Source organism: Paenibacillus sp. CB74 (assembly GCF_055687625.1).
In genome coordinates this window covers 253,867-267,808 of sequence record NZ_JBVMUS010000002.1, presented here as the reverse complement: position 1 = coordinate 267,808, position 13,942 = coordinate 253,867, and the positions used below count along the sequence as shown (strand labels likewise).

The following is a 13,942-nucleotide window of genomic DNA, read 5'->3' as shown; positions in this document are numbered from 1 at the left end:
TGCGTAACCCTATGTTACAACAACATTCCCTGTCTGAACAGTCTCGCTTTTCCAAACTTTTTGCCACTCTTCACATTGGAAAAACCTTACGGCAATCAGGTATTTCTAAATCTTTCGGTCTTTCCAGTTTAGCCATTTTTCAAATCGTATTCTCTTTGGTTTTCGAAGGAAAGAACTGGTTTCGGCTTCTGGAAAGCGATCGTGCAGCAGATCTTCCTGGTAAAGATGTTGTCTACCGTTTTTTAAATCAAGCTTCGTTTGCTTGGCGACGCTTTTTGCAGGCTTTAAGTCTTCGTGTTGTGCGTCATTTTGAATCGCTTATCTCTTCTCAGCGCGTACGCGTGTTCATTATCGACGATTCTGTTTTGAGCCGAAACCGGAGTAAAAAAGCAGAGTTGTTAGCACGCGTTTTTGACCATTCCACGGGCAAATTCACTAAGGGCTACACCATGCTAACCCTAGGTTGGTCGGACGGATTTAGCTTCGCTCCGATTGACTTTGTCATGCTGTCTTCAGCGAAATTGGCCAATCGCCTGTGCGAAATGGCTTCGACTCTCTCCAAACGCAGCCATGGATACAAACGGCGGATGGAGGCCTTTTCCCGAAAGCCGGATGCGGTTGTTGCCTTGCTGGATCGGGCGCTACGTGCAGGATTCACCGCCGACTACGTGCTTATGGATAGCTGGTTTACACAAGCGCCGCTACTTCGTCAGCTTACCTCTAAAGGGCTTCCCGTGATCGGCATGGTGAAAGAGATGAAGCAACGTTACCTGGTGCAAGGAAAGCGACTGACGCTGCGCGAAGTCTTTCAAACCCTTCCCCAATCGAATGCCAGAGACATTAAAGGCTCCGTCCTGGTAAAAACTGCTTGCGGTTTGCCCGTGAAACTTGTTTTTGTGCGCAACCGGAATAAAAAACGGGAGTGGCTGGCGATTTTGAGTACAGATGTCACGCTGGATGCTGCAGAAATCGTACGAATCTACGGTATGCGCTGGAGTATTGAGACTTTTTTCAAAGTCACCAAAAGCTATTTGAAACTAGGGACTGAGTTCCAGGGACGCTCTTTTGACCAATTGATTAGCCATACCACGATTGTATTCAGCCGATATTTGGCAATGGAATACGAACGGCGTCAGTCAAGTGATGACCGAACACTTGGAGGACTTTTTTTCCTCTTCGCCGATGAAGTCCGTGATCTGGATTACCAGACCGCTCTTCAGCAGCTCATGAGTTTATTTCTCGAAATGACCCAGGCAAAAACCAAGAAGAACAAAACAGCAGTTTTTTGTCAACTACAGGATTGGATCTCCGGTTTACCCAGCTATATCAAGGGTTTGTTTGGGGATTTGAGCTGCGAAAGTTGAGTTAGTAAGAAGTTGCCGAATTCTGAACATGTGCAATCAGTGTGGTCATTCATACGCAATGACTACTTGAAAAAATCGTGGAATCCTCCGCTGCCTGAAGCAATTATAAAGACGGTTCACGGGAAAAGGAGGATGCCGATAATTAATGGGCAGCAACTTATTGAAGTCGTCAAAGACATTTTGGAGGACTACGAGAGAATGCTTCACTCGGATAATCCGCTCATCTTTACGATGTGGAATAAAATTGACGACAGGCAAGTTCCAAAAACGGAAAATGAATTTTCCGATCTAATTAAAACGCGATTAGCAGAACAACTGCTCGAATATGGAATCATCGTCAGTCGGGAAGTGGAACAAAGTCGATCTGATTACGAAGGAGGGAGAAAGGGAGAGCGGATCGATATTAAAGTGGATTTGTGTACGACCCAGAAAGAAACGATTTCGCTACTGATAGAAGTAAAAGGTTGCTGGAACCGGACACTGAAGACTGCAATGGAGAAACAATTGGTCAGCCGTTACATGGAGAACCAACATTGTGACTACGGCATATACCTGATAGGGTGGTTTTTATGTGAGGGATGGAAGGATCCTGCTGATATCCGACTCAAGACGACTCCAGATATGCAAATCAACGACGCCAAACAGTTTTTTAATCAGCAGGCTGAGAATTTGTCTTTTAAATTTAACAAGCATGTTAGTTCATATGTCTTTGATGCCACGATAAGAAGTTGAACCGGCGAGACATACATATGAATTCGAATTCATATTCAAATTCCAACTTTTTAATGGTTAAAATTTTTACAACTGAATTGAAAATTTCAACATATTCAAACAGGGAGTCCGAGACATTAAGTTGGGCTCCCTTTTTTAAATTTTGAAAATATATTGTACGTCTTATTGAGTTCAAAAGTGATGATTCATAGAGAGATTTAAGTATCGAAATGAACATTCCAGAAAGCTGTAGAACATTTCTTTCTTCAGGGGGAACAGTAATGAAAATTATTTATTAACTACTACTTAGTGAATGAGAAGAGGAATAAGTACACTAGCAGATCAATTCTCAATTTTTCAAAATACTTTATAGTTCTTACTACATGAGAACTTTTGTGAATAAAGTAGGATTTTCTTGCATGATGTCGAATTTTTACAGTGAAGATGTAAATATATAGTTTGTTGTACATAGAGGTATAGTGAGGTGCCTATGGATAAGATTGTTGAGTTAATTGAATCAGGGTATGAGTGCGAATTCCTGGACTTTAAAGAGAGACAATACCATAAAGACAAAAGTATGGATTTGCTCATGGATATAATGGCAATGGCCAATTCTCGCCATAATGGAGATAAATTCATTATTATTGGAATCAAGGATCGACCAGAAGGCAAGGAGATAAAAGGAATTGATCCAAAAGAATTTATAGACTCATCTAATTATGGGCAGTTGGTCTTAAATAATATCGAACCCGAAATACAATTTGATTATTTCAAATATGAATATAAGGGTTTAGTGTTAGGTATTCTTAAGATTTACGAAACTGACAATAAACCATATATGATGAGAAAGAATTTCAGTGGATTGAAAGAGGGACTTTGCTTAATTCGTAAAGGAAGTATGAATACAATAGCTAAACGAAATGACTTCGACTATATGTATTTAAACAAAGGACAATTTGAAATAAGATTTCTTGAACAGACACTACATGCCGTACACGATACAGAAGGTTGTGCTTCTATAGAAGTTGTATTAACAAATACAATAGAATTGCCTATTACGATAATTGGTGGCACCTTATATGTCCGCAATGATCAAGGAATAGAACTCTCAAGGCATCATGTATATGGATTGGATAAATTCATAGGTGCAGACTTCAAATTAGTGTTACCACCAAAAACCGAAAAAGTTGGACACTTAATGGTTGGCTTTGAATCATCAGATCTATTTAGACTGAATATTGATGAACACGGAATATGTGCTGAGGAATACGTATTTGAGCTTCTATTAGTGGATGCACGAGAGAAAAAATATTCTGTAAATATCAAAAATGCGAAAATTTTTGCAATCGGTGACTTTCTTTGGAAGGTGAAACGGCAGAAGGGGATCCCGCATAAGTTTCGGACGCATAGATAATTAAAAATACTGAATAGTTGGGTGGATAGTTTATGGAGAACGAACTTGTTAGATATTCAAGGGCTGGTGATGTTTTTCACTATCGATGGGCTGCCCGCCGTTGTTTGCAATTAATCTCACCCCAATCTCGAATCAATAGAATTGTAATTGAGGGGTCTAAGGAGAATAAACTTGCAGGAGAGTATGTTATTGATGTTGCTGAGTACTCTGACTCTTTAACGAAAGATGGATTCCAAGATGTAGCATACTATCAGTTAAAACACACTACGGTTCATAAAAATAATCCATTTGATCTTAGTGGACTTAAGGGAACATTTGAAGGATTCGCAAAGAGATTCCAAGATATGAGTGGTTCCACAGCCCAAATTGATGGTGTCATTTTTGCTATTGTTACAAACAGGCCGATTAATTACAATCTTAAAAATAATATTGAGAAAATATCTGCTGGTGAAAAATCCAGTTTGAATTATATAAAGACATTAGCAAAATATACTCAGTTAACCGGTGAAGATCTAAAAAGATTCTGTTCTTATATAAAATTCGTTGACGGTGAAGGGGACTACAATACACAGAAGTATAAACTTCATGTAGAAATCTCTCAGTTAGTTGCAGGAATCATTGATAACCCAGAAATAGAGAGTATAACAGGGCTAGTTCGCGATAAGGCATTACCTGGTACCAATGGTGACATTATCCGTGAAGAAATACTAGAGAAATTTAACATAACCTCCGAACGTGATCTTTTTCCTGCTCCAGCTGAGTTTGAGGAACTTGAAACCTTCGTACATAGAGAACAACATGAAGAGTTGTTGAAAACCATCTTAGAATCATCTGACCCCATAATCATACACGCTCCTGGAGGAGTAGGAAAAACGACATTTTCTCGTCAGCTAGCTAAATCATTACCTGTTGGATCTTTGGGTATAGTATATGATTGCTTTGGTGGTGGACGTTATCGTAACCGAAGCGAATTTAGGCATCATCATCGCCAAGCATTTGTTCAAATTGTTAATGAATTGGCTGTACAAGGTCTTTGCGATCCACTTATAGTGAATTCCGGTGCATCTGAAACAGATATATTGAGGAAGTTCCTCGATAGAATTGAAACTGCAGTTATTGCTATGAAGAAATCAGATAGCAAGGCAGTACTGGTGTTCCTATTAGATGCAGCCGATAATGCTGAAATGGCTGCGGCAGAATTTAATGATAACTGCTTTGCTCATGAGCTTCTCCGTGAACGTATAATAGAAGGAGTTAAAGTAGTTGCCCTTTGTAGAACTGAGCGCATACATTTACTCCAGCCGCCTAGTAACATCATAAGGCTTGAGTTGAAGCCATTTTCGGAGAAAGAGTCTTTTGATTATTTAAGGTCCTATCACATCCAAGCATCTATAGAGGATGGATTGGAATTTCATAGGCTTACCAGTGGCAATCCACGTGTACAGTCAAATGCCTTAAGTTTAAATGGTAGTACGCTTACTGAAGTATTCACCAGTCTTGGAAAAATGGGATCCACTGTCGATGAACAAATTGAAGGACAATTAATGTCAGCAATCGATTCAATAAGAGATAAACTTCATGATAACTACAGAAAACAAATCGATTCCATATGTATTGGTCTTGCGACATTACCTCCCTTTATTCCTCTGAAGGTGCTATCTAGAGCAGCTGATGTTGAGGAATCTACTATAAGAAGTTTTGTTGCAGATATAGGACGTCCCTTATGGCTTTCTGATTCCTCAGTTCAGTTTAGAGATGAGCCTACGGAAACGTGGTTTAGGGAAACTTATGCAGCATCGAAGGAACAAATAGAGTTTTTAATTGAACAAATTAAACCATTTGCTAACGAGTATTCATATGTCGCTTCTGCTATGCCTTCTCTGTTATTACAAGCAGGGAAGAACACCGATCTTGTTGAATTAGCTTTATCCGATAATTATCTTCCCGATAATCCCATCGATAAGCGAAATATTCGAGTATTTCGTCTTCAATTTGCGTTTAAGGCTTCGTTGAAACAAGAAAGTTTTGTTGAGGCAATAAAATTAGCTTTACGAGCAGGTGAAGAAGCAGCCGGTGATAAACGACAGTTCGAACTTCTTGTAAGCAATATTGATCTGATTGCGCCTTTACAAGATGAACAACGTGTACAGGAATTTGCTTTTCGTCGTTTGTTTAGTGGTTCTTGGAGAGGATCAGAGAATGTTTACTCAGCAGCGTTGTTATCAACAGTCAATAATTTTAGAGGGGAAGCCAGAAGCTTTCTTAGGGCTGCTGAGAACTGGTTAAGTCTATACTTCCAGGATAGAGATAAGAAAAAAGAAGAAGATATTCCATTTCATCATGAAAAACTAAAAAATGAAGAAATTATGGAACTCGTATACGCACATTTTAATTTACATGGGGTAGAGAAGGCCTTCAAATTTCTTATGAGTTGGCGACCGAAGAAGGTTATCTATCATGTTTCTAGACAACTATTTAAACGGCTTATGGACCTAGGGGAACTATCTGCTGCAATGCAGTTTGCAAAACTTGGTTCACGTAATCAGTATTTAATAATTGCTTTTGTACATGAGTTCTTAGATATCGGACATATTCCCAATTCTGATGTAGTCTGCTCTTGCCTTGATTTACTCACTACAAAACGGGCTAGAATTTCAAAAATACAAAATACCTTTCAAGACACGACACTTCAATCTCTTATCTCATTTCTTGAATCTTGCGCAGCAAACAAATTACCGAAGGGGAAAATCATCAGGGTTCTGAATCATTATTTCCCTCAAAGTGCCTCACGGTCTATTACAAGCGATTACGATAATAAAGATCGTGCAATTTTTATGCGTGCCCTGGCATTAAAAAAAGTATTACTTTCAGATCTCGAATTTGATATTAATGAATTGCTTCCAAAGGATCTACAACAGAATAGAAAATATAAGGATGAACAAGAGATACGGGAAATAAAAGAGGTAATTGGAGGATTATTACCTTGGTATGTGCTGCGGATACGCTGTTTAGCAGGGGACATTCTTGATTTTGATAATGAAGTAGGGGAAGTGAAAAAGAAGTCAGGATCAGCAACATCAATTCGATATAGAGACTATGATAGTTTACCAACGGAAATAGCTAGAGTATGTTGTGACATTTTGATGTTTCATCAATTTGCCGGTCAAATATCAGTTAAAAATTTTTGTGAAGATTATATAAAAAATAAAAAAATGTATCTTCCTGATTATCTGAAATTAGTTCGTTCTGCTTTCCGATTAAGTCACTTAGCTGAACAAAAGCGAGACTTTGAAGAAAGTGCTTATGAAGCAATCCGTTCTGCTACAGACATTGGCCCAGAGGAAAGGGCAAACTGCTACATTGATCTTGCACGAGCATTAATTAGTGTAAATCGTGATGATGCGGCGGTTTATTTCAATTTTGCTATCGATGCTGTTTCGAAATTTGGTGATGAGATCGTCGAGAGATGGGAAGCAGTTGTTTCTCTAGCTAACCAAAGAAAAGTAGATGAGTTTGCACCTCATGATTTAGCTTACAGATTTATACGTTGTGCAGAGCTTATCGGAGAAAATGTTGTCCGAGAAAAGTATTGGAACAGAGACGAGGCTATTAGAACTTGTATTCGATTGTCTCCGATAACTGGAATAGCAGCATTGAGTAGATGGAGAGACCGGGAAGTTGGTTGGTTTAATCAACAATTAATTGCTTTATCTGAGGAAATTGTAACAAGAGGGTATGTTGGACCAGCAGTAGCATGGTCTCTGTCTGCATTTATGACAGAGTTTGAAATAGGGGATTTCTCAAGACTATGTATAGAGAAGGAAACAGAATATCAAAACCGGAAGTATATTTTTGATTCAGTCATTAGAGAACTAAGGATAAACGGAGTAGAAGGGGAAGTTTGGAAGAGAATTAGTGAAACGGCTAAGAAGTATTCTTTACAAAGTAATCTGTTGGATGAAGTTAATGCTTATAATCGCCAGTTTATTGAAGAAGAATCTAATGCTTCAAATCAAGAAAGTGAAAGTACTTTCTCGCTCCCTGTTCAGTTGGAAGAAAGCGCAATTGATTGGAGCGAACTACTTCATGATTTGGACTTGGTCTCATCTAATGGATTAAGACAAGCTATCCTACGTTATGAAGGAATTCCTCAGACTTTGCGAAACAGCAATTCCTTATGGAGTGAAGTCTACAAACGAATTCCGGACAGTGAAGCGAAGAAATTTTTGTATGAGCTTATAAAAGTTGATGAAGCTGATTTCTATGATATAGAAAATGCACTTTGGTTAGTGCCCGATGAGTGGCATCGCAAAATGAGTATTAAAATTGAGTGGTCTCAAATCTTACAATTCGTTGGAAAAAGATTTGCAATGTATCTGCTCGAGAGAGGATCAATTTCATTTTTCACTAGAAGACTTCATCTAGGAGCGGAAAACATACCCTCTATTCAAAAAGGAATAATCGAAGGGCTAGCAACCCATGGAGATTTGGTACATGCAAGTACATTTTTTGGATTTGTAGCCGTTGCTTCAAAACATATCTCGACACAGGAAGCAACTGATTTACTTGACTTTGCATTAACAAGATTTGAACTTCATATTGATCCTGATTACGCTGATGGACCCTTTACACAAACGCTCTTACCGTTAGTTCAAATGGATAGTGCGTTTGCAGGTTTTATTTGGTCGGCTTTAGGTTCTCCAAAATCTTCAACTAGATGGTGTGCTGTTCATTGCGTTCGTAGACTTGCAGAAGCTCAATGTACTGGAGAAATCGATGCATTAATAGAGTGGTTAGAAAGGGATAATGTTGATTTTTTTGGGGCGACTAAATTTCTTTTCTATAACTTACATGCGAGACTATATTTATTCATTTCACTTGCTCGAGTATCCATGGATAACCCGCAAATTTTACTACGTCATAGCAATGTGTTCTACAAATATGCCTTAAAATCTTCTCCTCATATGCTTATTGAAAAATATGCAACTGATATTGCACTCAATATCGAGAAGGCTCATCCAGGGACTTATTCGAAAGATGTGGTTGAATCATTGCAAAAAGTGGGGAAGAGTCAATTCGATAAGGTTGAATTAGATGGCCGTTGGGACAAGCGAGATAGTTATTGGCATGCTAACGAGATGATTGATACTAGTTTAGATTTTCATCATGGGTACGATATTGATAGCTACTGGTTTGAACCATTAGGGAGAGTATTTGGTATCTCCAATAAACAAGTGGAGGATCTTGTTACCGATATTGTTATTAACGAATGGAATGTGGAACATGATGGTGGGTATAAAAATGATCCGCGTCACTCATTGTGGAGATCGTCTAGTGAACAACAACAAACTTATCATAGCTATGGAAGTTATCCAAGAATAGACAATTATAATTTTTATCTGTCATATCATGCCATGCTTGGCGTAGCTTCGAGGCTGTTGGAGAAGATGCCCGTTGTTCACAGTTCAGATTGGTACCAAGATGAGTGGTATGAGTGGTTACACAGGCACTTATTGACTCGTATTGATGGTTATTGGCTATACGACCGTAGAGATCCTATTCCTCTGTATAGAAGGGATTGGATTAATGAAGTGAGAAATCCAGATTGGCGCGAAGAGTTATCAACTGATGATTTTCTTGATGGTGTATTGTCTGAAAGAAACGGAGAACTATGGCTAAACGTGTTCGGATCTTGGGAGGATGGGGATAGTGAGAGATCCGAGAGTTTCAACATTGCAAGCTCTCTCGTATCATCTGCCACTGCTCAATCCCTTTTGTATGCATTGAGCACATGTTCAAATCCTCATGATTTTAAGTTGCCTGCTTACGAAGAAGATGAAATGGAAATAGAAGTTGGTTCTCATAAGCTTAAAGGTTGGGTATATCAAGAAGAAGCATATAAGCGTCTGGAAAAGTTCGATCCACATTCTGCTAAAGTAGACTATCCGCCTTATAAAATAGGGAGCTCAATCACTGAAAGAATGAAGATATCTTCTGACTATGAGAAGAGAGAATGGACTTTGGCTGATGAGAGTGGAGCATCAATAGTTTGCGAAATCTGGGCGCCTATTCATGATAGTCATGAAAATGAGGAAGCGCGCAACGGTAATCGACTAACAGCATCACTCTCATTTCTAAAAAGACTTTGTATTGAATTCCAAAGTGAATTAATTATTGAAGTTCAAATTCAAAGAAGATATAGACAGAAGCCATACATGAGAGGGAGTGAATCAGATGAGTATAAGCCACCGCTTAGCAAATTATTTATCTTCTCAGCCGATGGAAGACTCAGAGATACAGAAACGTACTATGAACTTAGGCAAATCGCTAGTCAAAGAGCTTAATTTGGATGACGGTGTAGATACTCTTGCTCGTTGGATGGTGCACTATATTTCGGAACAAATTGTAATCGCCGAAAATAGTTCAGGTATTCAGAAACAAGAGGCAGAAGAACGTTGCTTTGAAACGATATTAAAATTATGGAATCATAGATCAGCTTTCCCTAGGGGTTCAAGGCCATTTGAAAGTTTTGATCCTATACTTCGAACACTAGCGCGACTTGATCCTGAGAATGATCGTCATTTCTTCTTTGAAAATAGAGAGGATACAACAGACAAATTCCCGGAAGAAGTTCAGAAGTGGCTAGATATTGCCGATGGAATTGATGAAGCAACGCGTGTGTGGCTAAAATATGTTTTTGAACAAGCTGCCTTAGCTGCAACTGATGATTTTACAATTGAATGGTTAGAAAATTCAGCAGTACTCCAGGAAGAAGACAACTTCTCTCTAATATTTCGAGAATTGCATAGTGATATTGATGATATTTGGGGAGAAGGGCAAAAAGAAAATGAAAGGAAGCGAAAGATTATAGAATCCAGGATTGGGAAATTAGAGTCTTTTTCAGAGTTGAACGAATTGTTATTGGGTGAGTATAGGGATGAACTTAAGAGTATGAGTAAGGATACAGCGAGTAAGTAATATCAGTAAACTTATCTGTTGATTAAAAGCTCTGTAAAATATTTCACATCGGTAACGAATAATGATGTATATAAGTATCAGTTACTGAAGAATTGGATTAAAATGTTGTTTTCGTTAAAAGAGTGATGAGTATGTCGTTTCTCAATGAAGCACTTAATTTAGCGTATTTATTTAATTGAAAAATTGTATTATTATGGGTTTACCAACTATAATGTAACTTTTCAATATGGAATAATTTCATTTACCAACTATAATGGCATTGTAATTTGAGTCAAAACGCTGAAAAAGTGCGATAATACGCGATTTTTCATTTACCAACTATAATGTCACTGAACAATTGATAGGCAGATTAACCCGCGATCCTGAGTTGAGATATACCCCAGCAGGTGTAGCTGTTACGCAATTTACTTTGGCCGTGGACAGACCGTTTACAAGCCAAGGTGGAGAAAAGGAAGCGGATTTCATTCCTGTCGTAACTTGGAGACAGCTTGCTGAGACTTGTGCAAACTATTTGCGCAAAGGACGACTAGCAGCAGTCGAAGGACGCATTCAAGTACGGAACTATGAAAATAATGAAGGCAAACGTGTCTACGTGACCGAAGTTATTGCAGACAATGTCCGTTTCTTAGAGTCTGCTAATCGAGGTAATGGAAGTACTAATGAAGGAACTTCTAATGGAAGAGGTTCACAAAGTAACAATAACAATTCACGAGGTAACAATCAAGATCCATTTGCTGATGACGGAAAACCGATTGATATCTCGGATGATGATTTACCATTCTAAAAATATTGATTGCAAGATGTGTTTAGGTAATTGTTGTTACAACTGACCAATATGCTATAACCCTTGCCGTAGGGATAATTTTGAACCCTGCGGCATTAGGGTTCACATGGAGGCAGTTAAATGAGTGGAACTATAGGATTATCCTTATTTATTTTACATATTGTTGATCGTGGTGGTCAAATCAAGGTGATATATCCAAGCTTTTCGCTTGGGTCACTAATAGAGGTTACTGAACGAAAAGTAGGAGAGTTCAGTTTAGAAACAGATGGCTATGCTCAGATTATCCGGATTGATATGAACAATCCCGAAACGGAAGATCGAATCTGGTTACATGATTTTAAATGTGAAGGTAGTTTATCAGATTCAATCCGAAACATTAGCACATACAATGAGGCATTTAAATGGACTAACGAAGCAACCATTCGTAGTGCTATTTACTTTGCTCTAGGCAGAAATCTAGAAGCGTGTGCAGATCTGGTAATGGATACATTGCATTCGACTTTACAAATTCCTACTTCTAAAAGGGTATAGGAGGTTTTAACATGAATAAAAACGTGCAAAAATCAGAAACGAATCATGTACTAAGTGATAAAGAAATAAATAGTCTTTATATCAAACTTAAAGAAGATCGATATCTTGCGTTATTTAATGTTTCAGGGCAATTTGTGAGACATCACTACCAAAAGAAAAATGAAAGAATTCGACATGCCTCAGTTGGCACAAATCGATGTTTAGCACGAGTTTGTAAACTCCAATCAGATGAGCAGGATCTGTTCTTTGATTTTCTTCCGCCAGACGTTATATTCGTTTCGCAATAATACCAAAAATGACGGGCTTGTATTTCACATTTTTTAAAACAAAGAAAAAGGTGGGTTACTTAATGAATACAACTTTAAACGAAAAACTTACAGACAAACTGTCACTGATCGGATACTGTTCTGGTATCCTTGGACATCCGTCCAACAGACTTGAGCATGTGATGCGAGCAATCGAAAAAGCAAAGTGGGTAGATGAGGCGCTTCACGCTTTTGAAACCATAGATCTAAGCAAGGAAGACGAAATATACAGAAATATTCATGATCAGCTCATTCAGCTAGCTAAGTTTACAATTCATTTTAGAGAAAATACGTTACCTGAAAACACCTGTTTAAACCCTTGTTATATATGGTATGAGCAAGTGAAAATAGGTAGGCAAGCAGATACAATGCTGAATGAATTTATCAAAGCATTTAAAGACTTAAATTAATCATTGCAATAGCAACATCCTTTACCCAATGCAACCATGCATTGGGTTTTCATTTAATAGAAAAGAGGACATACAGTTGACTTATTACAAATTCAAGGCGATGGAATACGAGAAAAATTTCGCTAGGAAAGCCAAAAATGGAATGCAGTTTTTCACTGGTAAAGGGAAGATAAATTTTATCTCCAAAATTACACCGAAGTATTATCACTTTGTAACGGAGAAGAGTAAAAAACCGATTGCTGTCTCGAGACAAAAAATTAAAGAAGCAATTGAATATTTCTTATATCGAAGAATGGTAACACGTGAACAGCTGGGCAAATTCAATCAGTACAACAGTTTCCTAATGGGATTGCTTAAGCTGATATTTTGCCAATCGAGTCAATTGGCCTGGATTAAGAAAAGCCTCAGTGCAACACCACTTATGAGACTCGTCCTTAGAGGCACAAGATTCTTTTTTGCCGGCCTTGAAAAGTCACCTACAGATTTATACAAGGTTCATCAGAACGGCGGTCGTTTTACACTATTCTCATACTACAACTTACGAAATGATGTCCATGAGACTTGGCTTTATCATTTAAAGCGACTCCGGAATATGAAAGTGTTACTTGACTCTGGGGAATATACTTTTCACCGGATGCGAAAGAAATTAGAAGCCACACGAAAGAATATTTCCTCTCTAGAGACTGGGTCAGTGAGTTGGCATAATGCGTGGGAATTAATTCAAAAGATCGAAACAAAGCTGAAGAGTCCAATACGCGTCCAGGAATACGCCCAGTTTATAAAGAGACATCAAAGCATTTTATATGATGTCTTTAACCTGGATCGTACCGGTGACCCAGAAGAAAGCATGCATAATCTAAACTTCCTTCATCGCCAAGGAATTAAGGCGATACCCATTTGGCACCCTCAATCACCAGAAGAGAGCCTTGAAGAGTTGGTAAAGGACCCGAGAAATTTTGAAGTCATTGGAATCGGAGGATTATTGAGTTTAGCTGAAGCTGATAGAGTGAAGGTTATACACTCCCTCTTGGAGAGATATGGAGACCACCAGAGCTTTCATTTGCTTGGTTGTAGTAACACCCAGATATTCAAAGGAAATGTCTTTCAGTGTGACTCTACTGGACCGTTAATGGGACGTAGGTTTCAAACGATAATTACGGATCAAGGCCATATCAAAATGGATAAGGCCTATCCAGAACTTAATTGGAGTAAAGAGGAATGCTTTGCCTTTAATATTCGGCAGTTAGCCGCGTTAGAGGAGTATAAACCGATTGAACAAACAGAGTTGCTGCTTCCAATGAGCCTCAGTTATGAGAGTAAACCAATTTTCTAATTCGAGGAGTTGCATTTTTAATGGAGACCATTATTCAGTTTATTTTAAGTAATCAGTTTTATCTGTTGCTTTTCGTAGGTAGTATTTTTGCTTTAATGTTTGTGAGAGCATT

At 38.3% G+C, this 13,942-nt stretch carries 10 protein-coding genes; all 10 read left to right on the top strand.

The annotated features are described in order from the left end of the window. Positions 1-11 precede the first annotated feature (11 nt). Entirely contained in the window at positions 12-1,364 is a 1,353-nt protein-coding gene (locus ACX9NY_RS31540; protein WP_472479483.1) for an IS4 family transposase, read from the top strand. A 132-nt stretch (positions 1,365-1,496) separates the two neighbouring features. Next, entirely contained in the window at positions 1,497-2,096 is a 600-nt protein-coding gene (locus ACX9NY_RS31535) for a hypothetical protein (protein ID WP_472480348.1), read from the top strand. Positions 2,097-2,565: 469 nt separating this feature from the next. Beyond that, positions 2,566-3,489: an AlbA family DNA-binding domain-containing protein gene (locus tag ACX9NY_RS31530; RefSeq protein ID WP_472480346.1), complete on the top strand. Its 924-nt coding sequence runs from the start codon at positions 2,566-2,568 to the stop codon at positions 3,487-3,489. A gap of 32 nt (positions 3,490-3,521) precedes the next feature. Next, on the top strand, positions 3,522-9,833 hold the full coding sequence (locus ACX9NY_RS31525; RefSeq protein WP_472480344.1) for an ATP-binding protein: 6,312 nt from the start codon (positions 3,522-3,524) through the stop codon (positions 9,831-9,833). Continuing rightward, the gene (locus ACX9NY_RS31520) at positions 9,724-10,467 is read left to right on the top strand and encodes a hypothetical protein (RefSeq protein WP_472480342.1); all 744 of its coding nucleotides are present in this window, start codon (positions 9,724-9,726) and stop codon (positions 10,465-10,467) included. Before ACX9NY_RS31525 ends, ACX9NY_RS31520 begins: the two co-directional genes overlap by 110 nt. Positions 10,468-10,804: 337 nt before the next feature. Next, a complete protein-coding gene (gene ssb, locus ACX9NY_RS31515; protein ID WP_472480340.1) occupies positions 10,805-11,251 on the top strand; it encodes a single-stranded DNA-binding protein in 447 nt (148 codons plus the stop codon). 120 nt (positions 11,252-11,371) lie between these two features. After that, positions 11,372-11,782, top strand: a complete 411-nt coding sequence (locus tag ACX9NY_RS31510) for a hypothetical protein (RefSeq protein ID WP_472480338.1) — start codon at positions 11,372-11,374, stop codon at positions 11,780-11,782. Positions 11,783-11,793: 11 nt separating this feature from the next. After that, entirely contained in the window at positions 11,794-12,069 is a 276-nt protein-coding gene (locus ACX9NY_RS31505) for a hypothetical protein (RefSeq protein WP_472480336.1), read from the top strand. Between the two features lie 62 nt (positions 12,070-12,131). Next, positions 12,132-12,497, top strand: a complete 366-nt coding sequence (locus ACX9NY_RS31500) for a hypothetical protein (protein ID WP_472480334.1) — start codon at positions 12,132-12,134, stop codon at positions 12,495-12,497. 76 nt (positions 12,498-12,573) lie between these two features. Beyond that, positions 12,574-13,830, top strand: coding sequence for a hypothetical protein (locus ACX9NY_RS31495; RefSeq protein WP_472480332.1), 1,257 nt, complete (start codon positions 12,574-12,576; stop codon positions 13,828-13,830). Positions 13,831-13,942: the final 112 nt, after the last annotated feature.

Bases quoted from the DNA above. Each gene is read 5' to 3' on its own strand.
- ACX9NY_RS31510 (WP_472480338.1), top strand. From the start codon at position 11,372: ATGAGTGGAACTATAGGATTATCCTTATTTATTTTACATATTGTTGAT.
- ACX9NY_RS31540 (WP_472479483.1), top strand. From the start codon at position 12: ATGTTACAACAACATTCCCTGTCTGAACAGTCTCGCTTTTCCAAACTT.
- ACX9NY_RS31520 (WP_472480342.1), top strand. From the start codon at position 9,724: ATGAGTATAAGCCACCGCTTAGCAAATTATTTATCTTCTCAGCCGATG.
- ACX9NY_RS31530 (WP_472480346.1), top strand. From the start codon at position 2,566: ATGGATAAGATTGTTGAGTTAATTGAATCAGGGTATGAGTGCGAATTC.
- ACX9NY_RS31535 (WP_472480348.1), top strand. From the start codon at position 1,497: ATGCCGATAATTAATGGGCAGCAACTTATTGAAGTCGTCAAAGACATT.
- ACX9NY_RS31525 (WP_472480344.1), top strand. From the start codon at position 3,522: ATGGAGAACGAACTTGTTAGATATTCAAGGGCTGGTGATGTTTTTCAC.
- ACX9NY_RS31500 (WP_472480334.1), top strand. From the start codon at position 12,132: ATGAATACAACTTTAAACGAAAAACTTACAGACAAACTGTCACTGATC.
- ACX9NY_RS31505 (WP_472480336.1), top strand. From the start codon at position 11,794: ATGAATAAAAACGTGCAAAAATCAGAAACGAATCATGTACTAAGTGAT.